We start from the raw sequence: 23,380 nt of genomic DNA, 5'->3' as shown, positions 1-23,380 counted from the left end.
GAATAGCCCCAAAGGGAGAGTCACGCCACTCCGTTGGCGGCTCAGGGATTTCTGCCGACCATAGATGTACTATTTCGCACATTGTTGATCACGACTTGAACGGCAGTCCGGTGTCGCCGGATTCTGGGGGACTCGGCGTGTGCCAGCACTTGCCTCTCCTGCCGAGCCCGTGAGGACGACGAGTGGGGAGCGGCACCATGAGCCGACCTGAGTCCATATCCGCTGGCCGAATCCAGCAGCAGGACACCGCCATCGCGGTGGTGGGGGTCTCCTGCCGACTGCCGTCCGCGCAGGATCCCGCGCGGTTCTGGCAGTTGCTGACCGGCGGGATGAGCGCCGTGTCACAGGTACCACCGGGCCGCTGGGGCGACGACGAGGCGGCGGACTCCGGCGAGATCGGATGGGGCGCCTTCCTGGACGAAGTCGACCGTTTCGACCCCGAGTTCTTCGGGATCTCGCCGCGTGAGGCGCGGGCGATGGATCCACAGCAGCGGCTCGCGCTGGAGCTGGGCTGGGAGGTCCTGGAGGACGCGGGCGTCCTGCCGGCCGAGGTTCGGGGCGAGGACACCGGCGTGTTCATCGGTGTGACCGCGGACGACTACGGCGTACTGGACCGGCGCAGGGGACCCGCGGCCATCGCCCATCACACCCTGACCGGACTGAACCGCAGCGTGATCGCGAACCGGGTGTCCTACTTCCTGGGCCTGCGGGGACCGAGCCTGGTGGTGGACACGGGGCAGTCGTCGTCGCTGGTCGCGGTCCACCTGGCCTGCGAGAGCCTGCGGCGCGGGGAGTCGGCCACGGCACTGGCCGGCGGGGTGCACCTCAACCTGGTGCGCGACAGCGCGCTGGCGGCGGCCCGGCTCGGCGCGCTGTCCCCGGACGGCCGCTGCTTCACCTTCGACGAGCGTGCCAACGGATATGTCCGTGGCGAGGGCGCGGGGATGGTGCTGCTCAAGCCACTGGCGAGCGCGCTGGCCGACGGGGACGAGATCACGTGCGTCATCGAGGGCAGCGCGGTGGGCAACGACGGGCCCGGCGCGGCCCTGACCGCCCCCGACCCCGAGGGGCAGGGGGCGGTGCTGGCGGCGGCGTGCCGGCGTGCGGGGGTCGACCCGGCGGAGGTCCAGTATGTGGAGCTGCACGGCACCGGCACCCGGGTGGGCGATCCGGTGGAGGCCGAGGCGCTCGGCGCGGTGTACGGAGCGGACCGCGCCGCGGACAATCCGCTGCTGGTCGGCTCGGCGAAGACGAACGTGGGGCACCTGGAGGGCGCCGCGGGCATCGTGGGCCTGCTGAAGGTCGTGCTGTCGCTGCGGAACGGCGAGCTGCCGGCGAGCCTCAACTTCGAGCAGCCCAATCCGCGGATCCGCTTCGACGAGTGGCACCTGGACGTGGTGTCGGAGACCCGCCCGTGGCCCTACCGCGACGGCCGCGCCCTGGCCGGAGTGTCGTCGTTCGGCATGGGCGGCACCAACTGCCATCTGGTGGTGTCCGCCACCGAGCCGACCTCCGAGGACCCGTCCGCTGACCCTGGCGTGGGCACGGTGGGTGGCACCGTGCCGTGGCCGCTGTCCGGCCGGACCCGGGACACGCTGCGCGCCCAGGCCGCCCGCCTCGCCTCCCATCTGACGGAGCACGAGCGGCTCGATCCGGTGGACGTGGGCTTTTCGCTGGCCACCACCCGCACCGCGTTCGACCACCGCGCCGTCGTCCTCGCGCCGGACCGGCCGGAGGCCCTGGGCGCGCTGGCGGCGCTGGCCGACGGCGAGTCCGCGCCGGGCGTGGTGCGGGGAGTGGCCGACATCGAGGGCCGGACGGTGTTCGTCTTCCCCGGCCAGGGTTCGCAATGGGCGGGCATGGGCGTCCGGTTGATGGCGCAGTCCCCGGTCTTCGCCGAGCGGCTGGCCGCATGCGCCGCCGCGCTCGCGCCCCATGTGGACTGGTCGCTGGCCGACGTGCTGCGACAGGCCGAGGGCGCCCCGTCGCTGGAACGGGTCGATGTGGTCCAGCCCGCCTCCTGGGCGGTGATGGTCTCCCTCGCGGCGGTATGGCGGGCACACGGGGTCGTCCCGGACGCGGTGCTGGGCCATTCCCAGGGGGAGATCGCGGCGGCCTGCGTGGCCGGTGCGCTCTCGCTGGAGGACGCGGCCCGCGTGGTGGCCCTGCGCAGCCAGGCCATCGCCCGCCGCCTCTCGGGAGCGGGCGGCATGCTGTCGGTGGCGCTGCCGCGCGCCGAGGCCGAGGCGCGGCTGGGCCGCTGGGACGGCCGGGTGTCGATCGCGGCGGTCAACGGCCCCGGCTCGGTGGTGGTCTCCGGTGAACTGGAGGCGCTGGACGAGCTGTTCGAGGAACTCGCGGGCGCGGATGTGCGGGTGCGGCGGATCGCGGTGGACTACGCCTCGCACTCGGCGCAGGTGGAGCGGGTGCGCGAGGAGCTGTCGGCCGCGCTGGAGGGCATCGCCCCGCGCCGGGCCGAGGTGCCGTTCTTCTCCACGGTGACCGGCGAATGGCTGGACACCACCGGTATGGACGCCGGGTACTGGTACCGCAATCTGCGGCAGACCGTCGCCTTCGAACCGGCCGTCCGGGCGCTGCTCGGCCAGGGCCACCGGGCCTTCGTCGAGGTCAGCTCCCACCCGGTGCTGACCCCCGCGGTGCAGGACGCCATCGACGCGGCCGACGTCCGGGCGCTCGCCGTCGGCACACTGCGGCGCGAACTGGGCGGAATGGGCCGGTTCCTGAGCTGTCTGGCCGAGGTGTACGTCCGCGGGGTGCCGGTCGACTGGGCGCGGCCGTTCGCCGGGACCGACGCCCGGCGGGTGGCCCTGCCGACGTACGGATTCCAGCGGGAGCGGTACTGGCTCCCGGAGCCCGCCGGGGTGCCGGACGCCGTTGCGGCCGTCACAGGACACGCCACCGACCCGGAACCGGAATCGGAGCCGGAGCGTGTGGCATCCGGCACCTCGTGGACCCGCCCCGACCTGGCGCGGCTGGTGCGCACGGAGACCGCCGTGGTGCTGGGATTCGCCTCCGCGGAGCGGGTGAACCCGGCGCGGTCCTTCAAGGAGCTGGGCTTCGACTCGGCGATGACGGTGGAGCTGGCGACCCGGCTGAGGGCCGCGACCGGGCTGCGGGTGCCCAACACCGTGCTGTTCGACCACCCCACGCCCGACGCCTGCGCGGACCATCTGGCCACGGAGCTCACCGCCCCGCCGACCGGCGACACGACCCCGGCACCCCGCGCCGTCCCCGCGGACGACCCGGTGGTGATCGTGGGCATGGCCTGCCGCTACCCGGGCGGGGTGGACTCGCCCGAGGGGCTGTGGGACCTGGTGTCGGGCGAAGTGGACGCCGTCTCCGACCTGCCCGCCAACCGGGGATGGGCGCCGGAGCCGACGGCGACCGGCAGGGCCGGCGGATTCCTCTACGACGCGGACCGTTTCGACGCGACGCTGTTCGGGATCTCGCCGCGTGAGGCCGAAGCCATGGACCCCCAGCAGCGGCTGGCGCTGGAGATGAGCTGGGAGGCGGTCGAACGGGCCGAGATCGCCCCGTCCTCCCTGCACGGCAGCCGGACCGGGGTGTTCATGGGCGCGATGGCCCAGGACTACGGTCCGCGCCTCAAGGACAGCTCCGGCGCCGCGGAGGGATATCTGCTCACCGGCACCTCGCCGAGCGTGCTGTCCGGCCGGATCGCCTACGCCCTGGGGCTGCGCGGGCCCGCGCTGACCGTGGACACGGCCTGCTCGTCGTCGCTGGTGGCGCTGCACCTGGCGGCCCAGGCGCTGCGCAATGGCGAGTGCTCCCTGGCGCTGGCCGGCGGTGTCACCGTCATGTCGGAGCCCGGTATCTTCGTGGAGTTCGCCCGGCAGGGCGGTCTGTCGCCCGACGGCCGCTGCAAGGCGTACGCGGAGGCCGCGGACGGCACCGGCTGGTCCGAGGGCGTGGGCGTCCTGGTGCTGGAACGGCTCTCCGACGCGACCCGGGCCGGCCACCGGGTGCTGGCCGTCCTGCGCGGCTCCGCGGTCAACTCCGACGGTGCGTCGAACGGCCTGACCGCGCCCAACGGAATCTCGCAGCGGCAGGTGATCGGCCAGGCGCTGGCCGGTGCCGGACTGGTTCCGTCGGACGTGGACGCGGTGGAGGGGCACGGCACCGGCACCCGGCTGGGCGACCCGATCGAGGCCCAGGCGCTGCTCGCCGCCTACGGGCAGGACCGGGACCCGGACCGCCCGCTGCTGCTGGGGTCGCTCAAGTCCAACATCGGGCATACGCAGGCCGCCGCCGGTGTCGCGGGCGTCATCAAGATGGTCCTGGCGATGCGGCACGGCGTACTGCCGCGCACCTTGCATGTGGACGCGCCGTCGTCGCAGGTGGACTGGGAGGCGGGGGCGGTGGAGCTGCTCACCGGCCCCACCGTGTGGCCACCGGCCGAGCGGCCGCGCCGCGCGGGCGTGTCGTCGTTCGGGATCAGCGGCACCAACGCGCACGTGATCATCGAGCAGCCACCGCGGGACCGTACCGATGAGACCGCCGAGCGGCCTTCGGGCGCGCCGCGGTCGCGGACCGGGCCGGGCGTGGTGCCGTGGCCGGTGTCGGCTCGTAGCGAGGCGGCGCTGGAGGCGCAACTGGACCGGCTGGCCGCGTTCGTGGCCGACACCGGCGCGGCGGCGGCCGACATCGGCTACTCGCTCGCGACGACCCGCTCCGAGCTGGAGCGTCGAGCGGTCCTCCTGGTCGCGACGGACCGTACGGGAGACGGCGACGCGCGCCCCGTGCCCGTGAAGGTGGCCGAGGGCGTGGCGGGGGACCCCGGCCCGCTGGCGCTGCTCTTCGCCGGCCAGGGCGCCCAGCGGCTGGGCATGGGGCGCGAACTGCACGGCCGGTTCCCGGTGTTCGCGGCCGCGTGGGACGAGGTCTGCGCGCTGCTGGACGGCGAGCTGGAACGGCCGCTGCGGGAGGCGGTGTTCGGCGACGACGCGGAGCTGCTGAACCGCACCGAATACGCCCAGCCCGCGCTGTTCGCCCTCGAAGTGGCCCTCTACCGGCTGGTGGAGTCGTGGGGGACGGCGCCGGATCTGCTGATCGGGCATTCGGTCGGCGAGATCGCGGCGGCCCATGTGGCCGGGGTGCTGTCCCTGCCCGACGCGTGCACCCTCGTCGCCGCCCGCGGACGGCTGATGCAGGCGCTGCCCGAAGGCGGCGCCATGGTCGCGCTGCGGGCCACCGAGGCCGAGGTGGCGGCGCTGCTCACCGGCTCCGAGGACCGCGTCGGACTCGCCGCGGTCAACGGCCCCGAGGCGGTGGTGGTGTCCGGGGAGGCCGACGCGGCCTGGGCCATCGCGGACCGGTTCGCGGCCGACGGCCGCAAGGCCACCCGGCTGCGGGTCAGCCACGCGTTCCACTCCCCGCTGATGACGCCGATGCTGGACGGCTTCCGGGCGGTCGTCGAGGGCCTGGCCTTCGGCGAGCCGCGCATCCCGATCGTCTCGACCGTCACCGGTGAGCGGATCGCCGCGGAGCGGATCCGTACCCCCGACTACTGGGTGCGGCACGTCAGGACGACGGTGCGGTTCGCCGACGCGGTCGGCGCCGCGGCGCGGTCCGGTGCGCACACCTTCCTCGAACTGGGCCCGGACGCCACGCTGTCGGTGCTGGCGCAGGACGCCCTGCCCGATGTGGCGCGCGTGGAGGCCGTGCCGCTGCTGGGCAAGGACCGCGACGAGGAGTCCACCGCGCTGGCGGCGGCCGCCCGGCTGTATGTGCGGGGCGTACAGGTGCGGTGGGCCGAGCTGTTCACCGGGACCGGAGCCCGCCGGGTCGCGCTGCCCACCTACGCCTTCCAGCGGGAGCGGTACTGGGCCGCGCCCGTCGGCAACACCTCTACGGGCGCGGTCCAGTCCGGGCTCGGCGGTGTGGAACACCCGCTGCTCGGCGCGGTCGCGGAGCTGCCCGAGACCGGTGGTCTGCTGTGCACCGGGCTGCTGTCGGTGGCGGCGCAGCCATGGCTGGCCGACCATGTGGTGGCCGGTCACAGGACCTTCCCCGGCGCCGGATTCATCGAGCTGGCGGTGCGAGCGGGCGACGAGGTCGGCTGTGGTCTCGTCGAGGAACTCACCCTGGACGCCCCGCTGGTGCTGCCCGGGCAGGACGACGACGGCGTACGGATCCAGGTCGCGCTCGGCGGCCCCGGCGACGGCGGCCGACGCACCCTGGCCATCTACGCACGGCCCGCCGCCACGCCGGACGCGCCCTGGACGCGGCACGCCACCGGCACGCTCGCGCCGGGCACGCTCGATGCCGATGCCGATGCCGATGCCGATGCCGATGCCGATGCCGGACTGACCTGGCCGCCCGCGGACGCCGTACCCGTCGACCTCGATGACTTCTACGAGCGGCGGTGCGAGGCCGGGCTCGCCCACGGGCCGGCGTTCCGGGCCGTCCGGGCGGTCTGGCAGGCCGGGGACGAGGTGCTGGCCGAGGTCGTCCTCCCCGAGCACATCGCCGAGGAGGCCGATGCCTTCCGCCTCCATCCGGCGCTGCTGGACGCGGCGCTGCACCTCGCGTCGTCGACCGGGCCGGACGGCCTGGACGCCGGGGCGCGGGCCTCGGCTCGGTCCGAGGTGTCGACCTGGTCCGGGGTGTCCCTGCACGCCGTGGGCGCGTCGGTGCTACGGGTGCGGCTGCGCGCGACGGGCGAGGACACGGTCACGCTGAGCGCGCTGGACACCGAGGGCCATCCGGTGGTGTCGGCGCGCACGCTGACGCTGCGTACGCCGAACGCCCACAGCTCGGTTGCCGTGGCGGCACGGCCACTGCTGCGCCTGGACTGGCTGCCCGCACCGGTGCCGGAGGCCGGTGGGCACGACCCGGTGAGCGCCGGGGAGGCGGTGCTGGTCCCGGTCACGGCACCGGCCGGTGTGCCGGTGCCGGAGGCGGTCCGTGCGGTCGGCGCGTCCGTGCTCGACACGCTGCGGCACCACCTGAACGAGGCAGAAGACACGGACGAGACCGGCGGGAGTCGGCCCGCTCGCGTGGTGTTCGTGACCCGTGGCGCGGTGGCCACCGCCGCCGGCACCGCCCCTGACGTGGTGGCGGCCGCGGTGTGGGGGCTGGTGCGGTCGGCCCGGCAGGAGAGCCCCGACCGGTTCGTCCTGCTCGACCTCGACCCCGCCGACACGGGGGATCCGGTGGCGGCCGCTGCCGGAACCCTCCGTGCGGCGCTCGACTGCGACGAGCCCGAACTGGCGGTGCGCGCGGGTGAGTTGCTGATACCTCGGCTGGCTTCCGTGGACGCCCCGGACCCGTCCGCGCCGGGCACCGTATGGGGCGGAGACGGCACCGTGCTGGTCACCGGCGGTCTTGGCGGTCTCGGTGCGCTGGTGGCCCGGCACCTGGTCACCGCGCACGGGGTGCGCCACCTGGTGCTGGCCGGTCGTCGCGGTGCCGACACCGAGGGCGCCGACGCGCTGGTGGCCGAGCTGACCGGGCAGGGCGCGCGGGTGACAGCCGCCGCCTGCGATGTCTCCGACCGCGCGGCCGTGGCCGCCCTGCTGGCGGCGATCCCGGCCGAGCATCCGCTGACCGGTGTGGTGCACGCCGCCGGTGTGCTCGACGACGGGTTGGTCGGGGCGCTGACCCCCGATCGGCTGGACACGGTGTTCCGTCCGAAGCTGGACGGCGCCTGGCATCTGCACGAGCTGACCCGTGACCACGGTCTGACCGCGTTCGTGATGTTCTCCTCGGTGTTCGGTGTCCTCGGCAACGCGGGGCAGGCCGGTTACACCGCGGCGAACGCGTTCCTGGACGCGCTGGCGCAGCGGCGGACCGCGGCGGGGCTCGCCGGCCTGTCCATCGGCTGGGGGCTCTGGCCGCAGAGCGGCGGTATGTCCGCCGGGCTGAGCGCCGCTCAGCTCCGCAGGATCGCCGCGGCCGGGCTGCCGACGCTCACCGTCGACCAGGGACTGGCCTGCTTCGACACCGCGGGTGCGGTGGGCGAGGCGTCCGTCCTCGCCACCCGCGTCGACCGGGCCGCCCTGCGGGCGCGTGGCACCGTGCCCGCCGTCCTCCGCGGCCTGGTGCCCACCGGCGCCGTCCGTCGGGCCGCCGCCACCCGTGGCGGCTCCGGTCTGCTGACCGGGCTGACGGCCGACCGGGCCCGGGACACCCTGCTCCAGCTCGTGCGGGAGCAGGTGGGTTCGGTGCTCGGCCTCGCGGGGCCGGCGGCGGCCGGGGGCGGGCGGACGTTCAAGGACATGGGCTTCGACTCCCTGACCGCCGGGCAGTTGCGCAACAGCCTGCGCAAGCGGACGGGTCTGAGCCTGCCCTCGACCCTGATCTATGACCATCCGACGCCGGAGGCGCTGGCCGGCCATCTGTGGACCGAGCTGGGCGGGGAGGCCGACGAGCGGCGGGGGAGCGCCGTACCGGCCGCGATCACGGCGGGTGGTCCGGGAGCCGGGGCGGCCGGTGCGGAGCCGATCGCGATCATCGGAATGAGCTGCCGTTTCCCCGGTGGGGTGCGCTCGCCCGAGCATCTGTGGGAGTTGCTGACCGAGGGCACGGACGCCATCTCCCCGCTGCCCGCCGACCGCGGCTGGGACGCGGGCGCGTACCACCCCGACCCGGAGCGGACGGGCACGACCTACTCGGCGGCGGGTGGCTTTGTCGACGGCGCGGGCGAGTTCGACGCGGCGTTCTTCGGCATCTCCCCGCGTGAGGCGGTCTCGATGGACCCGCAGCAGCGGATGCTGCTGGAGCTCACCTGGGAGGCGTTCGAACGCGCCGGGATCGACCCCGTGTCCCTGCGGTCCAGCCTGACCGGCACGTTCGTCTCGGCGACCGCCCAGAGTTACGGCACGGGGGTGTCGGCGGACTCCGACGGCTACCAGCTCACCGGCACACTCCCCAGCGTGCTCTCGGGCCGTCTGGCCTATCTGTTCGACCTCCACGGGCCGACCGTGACGGTGGACACCGCCTGCTCGGCGTCCCTGGTCGCGCTGCACATGGCGTGCCAGTCGCTGCGCTCGGGGGAGAGCACCCTGGCCCTCGCGGGCGGTGCCACCGTGCTGACCGGCCCGGACCTGCTGGTCTCGCTGAGCAGGCATCGGGTCATGGCGCCCGATGGACGGAGCAAGGCGTTCGCCGAGTCGGCGGACGGCATGGGCATCGCCGAAGGCGCCGGTCTCCTGGTGCTGGAGCGGCTCTCGGACGCGGTCCGCAACGGCCACCAGGTGCTGGCGGTCGTGCGCGGGTCGGCGGTGAACTCCGACGGCGCCTCCAACGGGCTGACCGCGCCGAGCGGGCCCGCGCAGCAGCGAGTCATCCGGCAGGCCCTCGCCAACAGCGGTCTCGCGGCGTCCGACGTCGACGTGGTCGAGGCACACGGCACCGGCACCGCACTGGGCGATCCGATCGAAGCGCATGCGCTGCTGGCCACCTACGGCCAGGACCGGGGCGACAACCCGCCGCTGCTGGTCGGCTCGGTCAAGTCCAACATCGGGCACACCCAGGTGGCCGCCGGTGTCGCGGGGGTCATCAAGATGGTGATGGCCATGCGGCACGGCGTCCTGCCGAAGACACTGCACGCCGCCGAGCCGTCCTCCCGTATCGCCTGGGACTCGGGCGCGGTCGAGCTGTTGACCGAGGCGGCGCCGTGGCCCGACCTCGGCCGTCCGCGGCGGGCCGCGGTCTCCGCGTTCGGCATGAGCGGGACCAACGCCCACGCCGTACTGGAGCAGGCCCCGGCGCCCAGCGCCCCGGCCCCGGATCCGGTGACTGCCCCGGTCCCGGATCCGGTGTGGGACGGGCCGGTGGCATGGCCGCTGGCGGGCAGGTCGGCCGGAGCGCTGCGCGCCCAGGCCGCGAAACTGCTCGCCCACCTGGACGCCCACCCGGGGGCGCACCCGCTGGACATCGGGCATTCCCTGGCCACGACCCGTGCCGCGTTCGAGCATCGGGCGGTGCTGGTCGGCGAGGACCCCGTGGCGCTGCGCGGAAGCCTGGCGGCCCTGGCCGAGGGCACCTCGGATCCCGCGGCGGTGCGCGGCACGGCGGCCGAGCGCGGCCCGGTGGTCTTCGTCTTCCCCGGACAGGACGCGGCGTGGGCCGGGATGGCGGCCGAACTGCTCGATGTCTCGCCCGTCTTCGCCGCGCGCGTCGCCGAATGCGAGGCGGCCCTGGCCCCGTACCTCGACTGGTCGCCCACCGATGTGCTCCGCGGTGAGCCCGGCGCGCCGCCGATCGAGAAGCGCCCCGATGTGCTGCAGCCCGTGCTGTGGACGGTCATGGTCTCGCTCGCCGCGCTGTGGCGTTCGTTGGGCGTCGAGCCCGCCGCCGTCGTCGGCCATTCCCAGGGAGAGGTGGCCGCCGCCTGTGTCAGCGGCGGCCTGTCGCTGGACGACGGCGCCCGCGTGGTGGCGCTGCGCAGCCGGCTCATCCAAGAGCGCCTGTCCGGACGCGGCGCGATGATGTCGGCGATGGCATCGCCGGAGCGGATCCGGGAGTTGCTGGACGAGGTGTCCGGCGCGGTGTCCATCGCGGCGGTCAACGGACCGAAGACGGTGACGCTCTCCGGCGATCCGGCCGCTCTCGACCAGGTCGAGCGCGGTCTGTCCGCCGCCAGGATCATGCGCTGGCGGCTGGCCGGGGTGGACTTCGCCGCCCACTCGGCGCATATCGACGAGATCGAGGCCGAGTTGCTGGAACTGCTGGCTCCGGTGCGGCCCCGGCCGTCGGAGGTGCCGTTCTACTCCACGGTGACCGGAGGCCGTCTCGACACCGAGGAGCTGGACGCCCGGTACTGGTGCCGGAACCTGCGGCAGACCGTGTCCTACGCCGAGACGATGACCGGTCTCCTGCGCGAGGGCTACGGGGTCATGATCGAGGTCGGCCCGCATCCGGTGCTCGCGGTCGGCACCAGCGAGCTCATCGAGCACGCGGGCAGCCCGGCGGTCACCCTGGGCACCCTGCGCCGGGACGACGGCGGATGGGACCGGGTCCTGCGCTCGCTCGGCGAGGCGTACGCCCATGGCGTGCCCGTCGACTGGACCAGGGCGCTGCCCGGCGGCCGCACGGTCGACCTGCCCACCTACGCCTTCCAGCACGAGTCGTACTGGATCGCCCCGCCCGCCCCGTCCACCTCGCCGACCGGCACCACCACAGGGGCCGACGAGCCGCTGTGGACCGCCGTGGACCAGGGGGACAGCGCCGCCGTCGCCGCGCTGATCGGCCTCGAATCCGAGAGCAAGGGCGCACTCGACTCGGTGCTTCCCGCGCTGTCGGCGTGGCGCCGGCGGCAGGACGAGCACACGCTGGCCGACGGGCGGCGCTACCGGACGGTGTGGATGCCCCTGCGTGTCCCCGCCGGTCCCGTACTGACCGGAACCTGGCTGGTCCTCACCACCGGCTCCATCGACGACACGGATGTGGTGGCCGCGCTGACCGCACACGGCGCCCAGGCGCGCCGTGTGGTCCTCGACGGGAGCCCTGCCGGCCCGGAGGCGATGGCCGCACAGCTCGCCGACGTCGGCCTCGACCGGGTGGCCGGAGTGGTGTCGCTGCTCGCGGCGGCCGAGGACACGGACAGCGGCGAGCCCGCACTGCCCGCCGGTCCGGTACTCAGCGTGTCGCTGGTCCAGGCGCTGATGACGGCCGGGGCCGAGGTGCCGCTGTGGACGGTGACCCGCGGCGCGGTCTCCACCGGCCCGGCCGACCCGGTCCGCGACCCGCGGCAGGCGATGGTCCTCGGACTCGCCAGGACCGCGGCCCAGGAGGCACCGTCGCTGCGCGGCGGTCCCGCCGACCTCCCGGAGCGCCTCGACCCCGAGGCGGCCGGACGGTTCGCCGCGCTGCTCTTCGCGGACCCGGGGGAGGACCAGGCGGCGGTGCGCCCCTCGGGCGTCCTCGTCCGGCGACTGGTGCGGGCCCCGGCACGAGCCGACTCGCCCGCCACCTGGGCGCCCCGCGGTACCACCCTGGTCACCGGCGGCACCGGGGCCCTGGGCAGCCGGGTCGCCCGATGGCTGGCCCACCAGGGCGCGGAACACCTGGTGCTGATGAACCGGCGTGGCCTTGAGGCACCGGGAGCGGCCGAACTGGTGGCGGAGCTGACCGCCCAGGGGACGACCGCCGAGGTGGTGGCGTGTGAGCTGACCGACAGGGAGGCCGTGGCCGGGGTACTCGATCGGCTCTCGGCGGACGGCCATCCGGTGCGCGCCGTGGTGCACACGGCCGGGACGAGCCCGCTGGGCCCGCTCTCCACGGTCGGCCCCGACCACTTCGCCCAGGCGCTGCACGCGAAGGTGGCGGGCGCCGCGCACCTCGACCAACTGCTCGACGACACCGGCCTGGACGCCTTCGTGCTGTTCTCCTCGATCTCCGGCGTCTGGGGCATCGGCCACCACGCGGCACAGGCGGCGGCCAACGCGTACCTGGAAGCGCTGGCCTCCCAGCGCCGCGCCCGGGGCGCCCGCGCCACGGCGATCGCCTACAGCCCCTGGGAGGAGGCGCGCGAGCGGATGAGCGAGCACGACCGCGAGCAACTCCTGCGCAGCGGAATGTCCTTCCTCGACGGCGAACTGGCCCTGGCCGCACTCGCCCAGGCGCTGCATGAACAGGAGACCGCGCTCACGGTCGCCGACATCGACTGGGACCGCTATCTCCCCGTCATCACCGAGGCCGCTCCCCGCCCGTTCTTCAGCGAGCTGCCGGAGGCGGCCAAGCGCACCGAACCCGAACCCACGGGCGGACACGGCGACTTCACGGCACGGCTGCGGAGCCTGCCGTCCGAGGAAGCGCGGCGGCTCCTCCTCGACCTGGTGCGAAGCGAGGCCGCGGTGGCCCTCGGCCACTCATCCGGCGAGGCGATCGAGGAACACTCCGCCTTCCGCGACCACGGCATGGACTCGCTCGCCGCCATCGACCTGCGCAACCGGCTCGCCGCCGCGGTGGGCACGACACTGCCCAGCACCGTGGTTCTCACCCATCCCACCCCGGCCGACCTGGCCGGCCATCTCCTCGACCACCTCGCGAAGCCGCAGGTCGAGGACCACGGCCCCGTCGCGCACCCGACGACCGACCTGGTCGCCCGCCTCCACCGCGACGCCGTGCGAACGGGCCGCAGGAACGAGGCCGACACCCTGCTGCTCGACCTCGCCGCCCTGCGGCCCAAGAGCACCGGGCCCGTGCTGTCCCGCCTGAACCGGCTCACCACCGGCACGTCAGACACCCGGCTGATCTGTGTGGCCCCCATCGTGCCCCTGACCGGACCCGACACCTACTTCGCCCTGGCCGGGGCGCTCCCCGACACCTGGGACGTCTCCTGTCTGACGCCCCCCGGCTTCGGCGCCGACGAGCCACTGCCCGCCACCCGCGAAGCCCTCGTCGAAGGGCTGGCCCACGCCGTGGCCGCGAGCACCACCGACCCCCCGATTCTCCTGGGCACCTCGTCCGGCGGCATCCTCGCCCATGAGACCGCCCGCCATCTCGCGGACCACGGGGTGCCCGTACGGGCCGTCGTCCTCCTGGACACCTACATCCTGGAATCCCCCGCCGCCCGCGCCCTCCAACCCCATCTGTGGCACGGCCTGTACGAGCGCGAGCACCACACCGACGGCTTCACCGCCACCGACCTGTCCGCCTACGCCTGGACGGAACAGCTCATCCACACCTGGACCCCCGCACCCACGCCCTTCCCGACCCTGCTCCTGCGCGCCTCGGACCCGCTCCCCGCAGCACACGGGGCGGACCCGGTGCCGCACGACTGGCAGACCGACCTTCCCCACATCACCACCACCCGCACCACTCCGGGCAACCACTTCACCCTCGTCAACCAGCACGCCCCCGACGCCGCCGACCACATCACCGACTGGCTCACCGAGCGGGGGTGAGAGGACTTCTCCAGGCGGGAACGGGGGATGGCCCCGTCCCCGCCTGTGGTGCGTACGCACCAGGACAGGTGCGTGGCTGGTCCGGCAGCACCAGGCGAAGACGGCGGCGGGAGACGATGCCCGGCGGGGCGCCGGAAGGAAGGGTGGGAATACGCGTGAATCCCGCGCATTCCCCCTGCCTGACGGTGTCTGGAGTGATCTACAGGTGGCGACATTTCTTTACCGGATCGGACGGTGGGCCTTCCGGCGGCGCCGGCTCGTGGGCGGTCTGTGGCTGGGCGCCCTGGTGCTGGCCCTGGCCGCCGCCGCCATGGCACCGGCCGGGGAGGAAGAGGACCTCTCCATGCCCGGCACCGAATCGCAGAAGGCGTTCGACCTGCTGGACGAGCGCTTCCCCGAGAGCAACTCCCAGGGCGCCGAGGCCCGTTTGGTGTTCCAGGCCCCGGACGGGCAGCGGGTGACGGCCAGGGAGAACAAGGCGGCCGTCCAGGACACGCTCGGCTCGCTGGACGGGGGCGATCAGGTCGCGTCGACCACCGATCCCTATGAGAGCGGCGCGGTCAGCGAGGACGGCACCATCGCCTACTCCACGATCACCTACACCGAGGGGGCCGTCGACCTGACCGAGTCGACGAAGAGCGCCCTCGAGGACGCCGCGAACCAGGCCCGGGACGCGGGGCTGACCGTCGAGATCGGCGGCTCGGCCCTGGATGTGGAAGAGGAGCCGGGCGGTACGACGGAGCTCATCGGCGTGGCGGTGGCGGCCGTGGTGCTGGTCCTGGCCCTCGGGTCGCTGGTCGCGGCCGGACTGTCGCTGCTGACCGCCCTGTTGGGCGTGGCCATCGCCTTCGGGCTGGTCTCCGCGCTGGCCGTGCCGCTGGGCCTGACGTCCACCGTCGCCATCCTGGCGCTGATGCTGGGGCTGGCGGTCGGCATCGACTACGCCCTCTTCATCACCTCCCGCTTCCGTGACGAGTGCGCCCAGGGCAGCGAGCCGGAGGAGGCCGCCGGACGGGCGGTGGGCACGGCCGGATCCGCCGTCGTCTTCGCCGGCGCCACCGTCTTCATCGCCCTGGTCGGGCTGGGGGTCGTCGGAATCCCCGAACTCACCAAGATGGGCATGGGCGGCGCGGGCGCCGTGGCCCTCGCCGTACTCGTCGCACTGACCCTGGTCCCCGCGCTGTTCGGCCTCTTCGGCCGCCGGGTCCTGCCCCGTGGCGTCCGCAAGGCCGCGGGAGCGCCCCGAAGGGATGCGGGGAACTACGCGACCGGCCACGGCGAAACCGCAGGCGACCGGCACCCCATCGCGGCAAAGCCGGCGAAGGGCATGGGCAGCCGCTGGGCGCGGTTCGTGCTGCGCCGGCCGGTGGCCGTGCTGATGGTCGCCGGACTCGGCCTCGGCGCCGTCGCCGTGCCGGCGCTGAGCCTCGAACTCGGGCTGCCCGGAGACGAGTCCAAGTCGGTGGAGACCACCCAGCGCCGCGCCTACGACCTGCTGTCCGAAGGCTTCGGCCCCGGCTTCAACGGCCCGTTGACCGTGGTCGTGGACGCCTCGAAGTCCGCGGACACCCGGGCCGCCACAAACCAGGTCGTCAAGACCCTACGGGGAGTGGACGGGGTCGCCTCGGTCGGTGATCCGGCGCTCAGCCGGACCAAGGACACGGCCGTCCTCACCGCCGTCCCCAAGACCGCGCCGAACAGCGGTGAGACCAAGGACCTGGTGCACGCGATCCGGGGCGCGGTCTCCGGCGTCGAGGCGGACACGGGCGCCGGGATCCTGGTGACCGGCACCACCGCGATGAACATCGACATCTCCGAAGCCATGTCCGACGCCCTCATTCCCTATCTCACCGTGGTCATCGGCCTGGCGGTGCTCCTGCTGCTGGTGGTCTTCCGCTCGGTCCTGGTCCCGGTCAAGGCCGCGCTCGGCTTCCTGCTGTCGGTGGGTGCCGCCTTCGGTGTCCTCGTCGCCGTCTTCCAGTGGGGCTGGGCGGCGGATCTGCTCGGCATCGAGCAGACCGGACCGGTCATGTCGCTGATGCCGATCCTCATCATCGGCATCGTCTTCGGCCTCGCCATGGACTACGAGGTCTTCCTCCTCACCCGGATGCGGGAGGCCCATGTCCATGGCGCGTCCCCCGGCGAGGCGATCGTGAGCGGCTTCCGGCACAGCGGACGGGTGGTGGCCGCGGCGGCGATCATCATGATCAGCGTGTTCGCCGGATTCGTCGGGATGAGCAGCCCGACCATCCAGACGATGGGCGTCGGCCTGGCCGCCGCCGTCCTCTTCGACGCCTTCGTGGTCCGGATGGCGATCGTGCCCGCGGTCCTGGCCCTGCTCGGCCACCGGGCCTGGTGGCTGCCCCGTATCCTCGACCGTGTGCTGCCGAATGTGGATATCGAGGGTGAGGCACTGACCAGGCATGTCCCGGCCTCCGCGACCGTGCCGGACGCGGCGGTCGCGCCGCTCCCCGCCGGCCGGCACCGGGGCTGAGCCGGTCATGACGCACACAGGTGGCGGTGGCCCGCGATCACGCGGCACGTGGTGGCGGGAGGCAGCGATCACCGCGACGGCGTTCGCGCTCTGTCTGCTCGGCGGCGCGCTGAAGGAAGACGGCAGCACGCTGTCACTGCCGCCCGCCGCCGCCTACCTCATCGCCGTGGCGTCCTGTGCCGTGCTGCCGGTGCGGCACCGGGCGCCCCTGGCCGCCATGGCGGTGACCACCGCGAGCGGCGTGCTGGTGCCGTTCTCGGACCTCCTGCTGAGCCCGCTCATCGTGGCCCCCGCCGTGATCACCGCCTACTCGCTCACCGCGCGCACCGAACGGCACGCGGTGAGCGCGGTGTCGCTCACCTCCGTGGCGCTGCTGATCGCCTCCACCCCCTTGTTCGGGGCCCTCTCGTGGAAGGACGCGAGCAGGGTGGGGGCGGTGGCGGCGTTCCCGCTGGTGGCCGCCGTACTCGGGCATGCGGTGCACAACCGGCGGGCCTATCTGGCGGCCGTGGAGGAGCGGGCCCAGCGGGCCGAGAAGAGCCGGGAGAGCGAGGCGCGCCGGAGAGTGGCCGAGGAACGGGTGCGCATCGCCCGGGAACTGCACGACCTCGTGGCCCATCAGATCACCCTGGCCAACGCGCAGGCCTCGGTTGCCGCCCACCTCTTCGACGCCCGCCCGGAGCAGACCCGTAAGAGCCTGACGGAGCTTGTCGAGACCACCGGCCACGCACTCGACGAACTGCGCGCCACGGTCGGTCTGTTGCGCCAGTCCGGGGACGCGCCCACGCCCGGCGATCCGGCGCCCGGGCTGTCCCGGCTGCCCACGCTCCTCGAGTCCTTCCGCCGCGCGGGTCTGGAGGTGTCGGTGCACCACGAGGGCACGGCCAGGCCGCTGTCGCCGGGAGTGGACCTCACCGCCTACCGCATCGTCCAGGAGGCCCTGACCAACGTGACCAAGCACGCCGGTACCGGTAGCGCCCGGGTGGGCCTCGCCTGGAACCGCGATCGCGTGACCATCACCGTCGCCGACGACGGAAGGGGCGGTCGTACGGGAGCGAATGCGACCACGGGACGGAGTGTGCCCACGATGCCGGAGCGTCCGCCCGGTTACGGTCTGATCGGGATGCGGGAACGCGCCACCGCGGTCGGGGGGCACCTCTCCGCGGGCAGGCGCCCGGAGGGCGGCTTCCTGGTCTCCACCGAGCTGCCCCTCCCGCCCACCAAGGACACGGCGCGGACGACGGACGGAGCGACCACCATCGAGGGACGGATGGCCGACGAGGCGACAGGCGACGTACCTACAGGCAGCGGAGAGGCCGGGGATGCGCCGTGACGCTCCGCGTGCTGCTCGCCGACGATCAGGCCCTGCTGCGCGGGGCCTTCCGGCTGCTTCTCGACTCCGCCGAGGACATCACCGTGGTCGGCGAGGCCGCCGACGGCAGGGAGGCGGTGCGACTCACCCGGCAACTGCGCCCGGACGTGGTGCTCATGGACATCCGCATGCCCGAGGTGGACGGTCTCGCCGCCACATCGGAGATCTGCGCGGACCCGGAACTGCGCGCCTGCCGCATCCTGATCCTCACCACGTACGAGACCGACGAGTATGTGGCGCAGGCGCTGCGCGCGGGGGCCGGTGGCTTCATCGGCAAGGGCATCGGGGCCGCGGACCTGCTGGACGCCGTGCGGACGATCGCCGACGGCGACACGCTGCTGTCGCCCGCCGCGACCCGCTCCTTGGTCGCCCGCTTCCTGGCCACACCGGCCGGCGCCCCGCCCCGCCACGCCGAACAGCTCGCCGTGCTCACCCCGCGCGAACGCGAGATGGTGGCTCTGGTCGCGACCGGTCTGTCCAACCAGGAGATCGCCGAGCAGATGTTCCTCAGCCCCTTCACCGTCCGCGCGCATGTGCAGCGCGCCATGACGAAGCTGGAGGCCCGCGACCGGGCGCAACTCGTCGTCATCGCCTACCGGACGGGCCTGGCCCACGCCGCCCCGACGGCGGGGCCGACCCCCTGTCGTAGTCCGGGCTCACGGCACCGGGGCGAACGCGGGCAGCGTAAGGGCCGAGTGGGCCGGTCGGGCCGGCGCGGAGGGCAGGGTGACGAGGCCACGCAGCCGGGTGTTGCGCTGCTCCAGCGCCTGCGCGGTGGTGGGGAAGAGTGTGGCCCCACCGGTGTCGACCAGTGCCTGATTCATGGCGACGAACTCGCGAACGCCGTGCTCGTAGGCGGCGAAGGCCGTGGTGTGATCCCGGTGCGAGGCCACGGCGTTGGCCAGCATGTAGGCACCGACCAGCGCGAGGCTCGAGCCCTGTCCGGTCAGGAACGAGGGTGCGTACGCGGCGTCGCCGACGAGCGCGACGCGGCCGCTGGACCAGTGGGGCATGCGGATCTGACCGGCCGTGTCGAAGAACAGGTCATCCGCGTCGCGCAGGGCCTTGACCATGCGAGGGACCTCCCATCCCGCGTCCGCGAAGACCGTGGCCACCAGGTCCCGCTGGGCGTCGGGGTTCCGGAGGGCGTTCAGCGGCGGCTCCGGTTGGTGAAAGTTCAAGAAGGCGTGCACCTCGTCGCTGTCCCCGACGGCGTAGAGGGCCGCCGCCTTCCCCGGGGTGTTCCACATCATGACCTCGCGGGAGAGCCCGAAGGTGTTCGGCATGGTGAAGATGGCGAAGCAGTAGCCGAGGTAGCGGTGGAACTGTTCCTCGGGGCCGAACAGGGTCTCCCGGGTCTGTGAATGCATCCCGTCGGCGCCGACCACCAGGTCGAACGTGCGCCGTTGCCCACCGCGGAACGTCACGTCGAACCCCTGTCCGTGCTGGTCGAGGGTGTCGATGGAGTCGCCGAACAGGAATTCCACGTCGTCACGGACCAGCGCGTACAGGCTCGCCGCCAGATCCCCACGCCGCACTTCGAGGTCCTGTCCCTCGACACCGCCGGCGACGGCGCTCGGATTGAGCGAGGCCACTTCGCTGCCGTCGGCGTCAAGGAACGTGCAGCGGCGCGAGTCGATATGCGCGTCCCGCAGTCGCGGCAGTATCCCCATCCGCCGGACCACCTCGATCGCGGTCCCGCGGATGTCGATCGGGTAACCGCCGTCGCGCAACGCGCCCGCCTTCTCCACCACGGTGACCGCGCATCCGGACCGGTGCAGCCAGTACGCCAGCGCGGGCCCGGCGATACTGGCCCCGGAGATCAGGACGGTGCGCTTGGCGGTACTACGCACGTGCTTCGACAGACCGGTAGATGTCATGCCTGGACTCCATTCTGCGTGCTGCGGATCTTCGTGCTGCGGATCTTCGTGATGCGGACAATGAGCAGTGACAACGCGGCGACGAGACCGGCGGTGACGAACCCCGTGACGAAGGCCGATTCGGTCGGCAGGCCCGTCTTCGCGTCGGCCCCGGAGTCGAGGATCGCGCCGCCGACCTGAGAGCCCAGGGCGACGCCGATCACGCGGGTCACCACGAGCAGGCTGGTGGCGATGCCGGTGTCCCCGGTGTCGACGGCGGCGGCGGCGCGGGTGAGCAACGCCGTGCCGGCCACGCCCGCGGCGATCGCGGTCAGCGCCTTCGCCAGGACGAGCTGCCAGGCCGCGGTGTGCAGCGACGCCAGAGTGACCGTCGTGGCCGCCGTGACGACGGCACCCCCGACGAGCACGGCACGCAGACCCAACCGCCGCGCCACGACCCCGCCGACCGAATCGCTGACCGCCCCGGCGATGGCGCCCGGCAGCAGGAACAGTCCGATGTCGGTGGTGCTGAGCCCAAAGCCGTACCCGTCGGCCGATATCGCGAACAGCTGCGGCAGCAGAAAGGCCACCATCCCGAAGCTGGTGGTGACGACCAAGGTGAGCACGCACGAATGCCACATCGCGGGCTTGGCCAGCATGCGCAGATCGACCATCGGCGAGGCCGCCCGGCGCTCGACGACGACCCATGCGGTCGCGAGGGCGGCCACGAGGAGGATGAGGGCAACGACCGCGAGCGGCGGCAGACCGTCGCCCGTCACCCGTACGAGCCCGATCATGAACGCGAGCAACGCGCCGCTCAGCAGAGTCACGCCCGGCCAGTCGATCCTGTCGTCCGATGCGACCGGCGGATCATGCGGCATCAGCCGCATCAGGACCAACGTCGTCGCGATGATCACGATCGTCGGCAGCGCGAACATCCAATGCCAGGACAGCTCTTCCGAGAGCGGCCCGGCGATCAGCGTTCCCACCATGCCGCCGCCCGTGAACAGCGCCATCACCACCCCGATCGCCACCTGTGACTCGCGTGCGGGGAGGTTTTTGCGCACCAGGATGAAGGAGAGGGGCAGCGCGCCCACCATGACGCCCTGCAAGATCTGACCGAGCAACAACACCGGCAGGTCCGGCGCGACGCTCGCCAACAGACCACCGGCCGAGACCACGGCCATCAGCCAGACCAGCACCCGCTTTCCGCCGTAGCGGTCGCCGAGTTTGCCCGCGACGGGTGTGATGACCGCGCCGGTGATGAGCAGGGTGTTGCCGATCAATGCCCCTTCGGAAGGGCTGACCCCCAGCTCACGTTGGAGCTGCGGGAGCGCGGGCTCCACCACCGACTGCAGAGTGCCGAGGGCGAGCGCCAAGATGCCGAGGGCACCGATCGACAGCCTCCCGATGCGGACCGGGGAAGCTACAGCTAGGGACATGGACGTCCTTCCAGACACCGTCAGGCAGGGGGAATGCGCGAGATTCGCGCGTCTCCAACCCTTCCTTCCGGCGCTCCGCCGGGCATCGTCCCCGGCCGCCGACTTCCCCTGGTGCACCCGGACCAGCCGCTGAGGTGTCCTGGTGCCTACGCACCACAGACCGACCGAGCCGTTCACCGATTAAAGAAGCTGCGGTGGAGGACGGACCTTGGCACGCTGAGCGGATGGACCGTCAACGCAGATCCCAGCTCGCGCACGCCGACCACCCGATCGCCGCCCCGCTCGCCGACGAATCGGTGGCCCGACTGCTCGACCGGGCGGTGGCGGACGAGGCCGACCGCGCCCTCGACCTCGGCTGCGGAGGCGGCGCCTGGCTGCGGCGGCTCCTGGTCCGCTATCCGTGGATGCGCGCCGAGGGGGTGGACATCCACAGCGCGGCCCTGGAGCAGGCACGCGAGGGCGCGGAGGAAGCCGGCGTCGCGGACCGGCTGGTCCTCCACGAGATGGACGCCTCGGTCTTCGCCTCGGCGCACCGCTTCGACGTGGTGCTGAGCGTCGGCGCCGCGCACGCCTTCGGCGGGCTGCTGCCCACCCTCGCGGCGGCGCGTGAACTCCTCTCCCCGGGCGGCCACCTCCTCGTGGGCGACGGCTTCTGGGAGCGCGAACCCGACGCCGCCGCCCTCTCGGCCCTGGGCGCCACCTGGGACGACTACGCCGATCTCGCCACCACCGTGGACCGCGTCACCAACGACGGCTGGACACCCGTCTACGGCCACGTCAGCACGGTGGGGGAGTGGGACGACTACGAGTGGTCCTGGACCGGCTCACTGTCCCGCTGGGCTCTGGACCACCGCGACGAACCCGACGCATTGGACACGTACAAGGCCGCCGCCGAACACCGCACGGGCTGGCTGCACGGCTACCGCGGCACCCTCGGATTCGTCACCCTCGTTCTGCGGCGGAGCCCCTGAGCCCCACGGTGACGTTGGCCTGGGCGGCCTCATGGGCGGTGAGTGGCTCCTGCTCGATCTCGGCGGACTCCTGGTACCCCTCCGCAAGTGCGTTCGCTCGCCCGCTTCCAGCGGCTGTGCTCCATCACTGATCCTGCACCACATATGTCGTGTACGACATGGACGATGCGGGGCGCCTGTCCGCAGGCGGTGCGTTGTCAGTGGGGGGTGCGACCATCGCGACATGTGCGTTGATACCTCGACCACCGCCTACTGGGACGCCGCCGCCGCGGACTTCGACAACGAGCCGGATCATGGGCTGCGCGATCCGGCCGTGCGGGAGGCGTGGGCCGCGCGGCTGCGGGGGTGGCTGCCCGAGCGGGCCGGGGATGTGCTGGACCTGGGCTGTGGCACGGGGAGTCTCGCGCTGCTCGCGGCCGAGCGGGGGCACCGGGTGACGGGGGTCGATCGCTCGCCCCGGATGGTGGAGCTGGCGCGGGCGAAGCTGGCCGGGACGGGGGCCACTGTGCTGGTCGGGGACGCGGCGGAGCCGCCCGTGGGGGAGGGGAGCTTCGATGTCGTCCTGGTCCGGCATCTGCTGTGGATGCTGCCGGACCGGCAGGCGGTCCTGCGCCGGTGGGTCCGGCTGCTGCGGCCGGGTGGGCGGCTGGTGCTGATCGAGGGGCGGTGGGGCGAGTCCGACCCCGTCGGGCTGCCGGCCGCCGAGCTGTCCGCGCTGGTCGGGCCGGTGACGGAGCGGCTGTCGGTCGAGCAGCTCGCGCCGGACGCGGCGCTGTGGGGGCGGGTCGTGCGCGACGAGCGGTATGCCCTGGTGGCCGACCTCGCACCGGCCCGGCGCCATACCGAGATCGTGGACGTCCATCTGATCCTGCGCCGGGGGGATGAGGTTCTGCTCGCCCGCCGTGCCAACACCGGCTATGCGGATGGGCTGCTGCACGCCCCGTCCGGGCATGTCGAGGACGGCGAGGACGTCCGCACCGCGATGCTCCGCGAGACGGCCGAGGAGATCGGCCTCACCCTGGGCCCGGACGAGGTGCGGGTCGTCCTCGTGCTGCAGCACAAGGCGCCCACGGGGGCGGCCCGTACGGGGTGGTTCTTCGAGGCGGAGCTGGGGGAGGGCGGGCGGCAGCCCGTCAATCGGGAGCCGGAGAAGTGCTCCGAGCTCGGCTGGTTCGCGCTGGACGCGCTGCCGGACGACATGGTGGCGTACTGCCGGGCCGGCCTCGAGGCGTACCGCGCGGGCCACCGCTTCGCCCTCCACTGGCATGGGCCGGACGATCCGATCGGGTATGCCCCGGAGGGCCCCGACCGGCTGACCCCGCTCTGACGGTCGGAGGTTATGGGACACTG

General features: G+C 73.3%; 7 protein-coding genes and 1 pseudogene. 6 read left to right on the top strand and 2 right to left on the bottom strand.

Annotation, left to right across the window (positions count from 1 at the left end):
• The first annotated feature begins 197 nt into the window (after positions 1–197).
• The 4 genes and pseudogenes from BLV72_RS05475 to BLV72_RS05460 form a co-directional block, all read left to right on the top strand.
• Positions 198–13,892 carry a type I polyketide synthase gene (locus BLV72_RS05475; RefSeq protein ID WP_093460649.1) on the top strand — a complete coding sequence of 4,565 codons (13,695 nt, stop codon included), beginning with the start codon at positions 198–200 and terminating at the stop codon, positions 13,890–13,892.
• 205 nt (positions 13,893–14,097) lie between these two features.
• Positions 14,098–16,386 (top strand): MMPL family transporter, encoded by a 2,289-nt coding sequence (locus BLV72_RS05470; protein ID WP_093460647.1) that lies wholly within the window; start codon positions 14,098–14,100, stop codon positions 16,384–16,386.
• Between the two features lie 7 nt (positions 16,387–16,393).
• A complete protein-coding gene (locus BLV72_RS05465) occupies positions 16,394–17,719 on the top strand; it encodes a sensor histidine kinase (RefSeq protein WP_093470179.1) in 1,326 nt (441 codons plus the stop codon).
• Positions 17,716–18,381, top strand: a pseudogene (locus tag BLV72_RS05460) (response regulator transcription factor); the annotation flags it as partial. The gene BLV72_RS05465 and the pseudogene BLV72_RS05460, both read left to right, overlap by 4 nt.
• 33 nt (positions 18,382–18,414) lie before the next feature.
• Here BLV72_RS05460 and BLV72_RS05455 read toward each other — a convergent pair.
• Both BLV72_RS05455 and BLV72_RS05450 read right to left on the bottom strand, forming a co-directional pair.
• Positions 18,415–19,638, bottom strand: coding sequence for an FAD-dependent monooxygenase (locus BLV72_RS05455; RefSeq protein WP_093460646.1), 1,224 nt, complete (start codon positions 19,636–19,638; stop codon positions 18,415–18,417).
• A complete protein-coding gene (locus BLV72_RS05450) occupies positions 19,635–21,059 on the bottom strand; it encodes an MFS transporter (protein WP_093460644.1) in 1,425 nt (474 codons plus the stop codon). The genes BLV72_RS05455 and BLV72_RS05450 overlap by 4 nt, the downstream gene beginning before the upstream one ends.
• A gap of 224 nt (positions 21,060–21,283) precedes the next feature.
• Between BLV72_RS05450 and BLV72_RS05445 the strand changes: the two genes are divergently transcribed.
• Together BLV72_RS05445 and BLV72_RS05440 are read left to right on the top strand one after the other, a co-directional pair.
• Positions 21,284–22,030: an SAM-dependent methyltransferase gene (locus BLV72_RS05445; protein ID WP_093460643.1), complete on the top strand. Its 747-nt coding sequence runs from the start codon at positions 21,284–21,286 to the stop codon at positions 22,028–22,030.
• Positions 22,031–22,253: 223 nt separating this feature from the next.
• On the top strand, positions 22,254–23,357 hold the full coding sequence (locus tag BLV72_RS05440) for a methyltransferase domain-containing protein (RefSeq protein WP_093460641.1): 1,104 nt from the start codon (positions 22,254–22,256) through the stop codon (positions 23,355–23,357).
• Positions 23,358–23,380: the final 23 nt, after the last annotated feature.

It is taken from the genome of Streptomyces melanosporofaciens, from assembly GCF_900105695.1.
GTDB classification, from domain to species: Bacteria; Actinomycetota; Actinomycetes; order Streptomycetales; family Streptomycetaceae; genus Streptomyces; species Streptomyces antimycoticus.
This window is presented reverse-complemented; position numbering and strand designations above follow the sequence as displayed.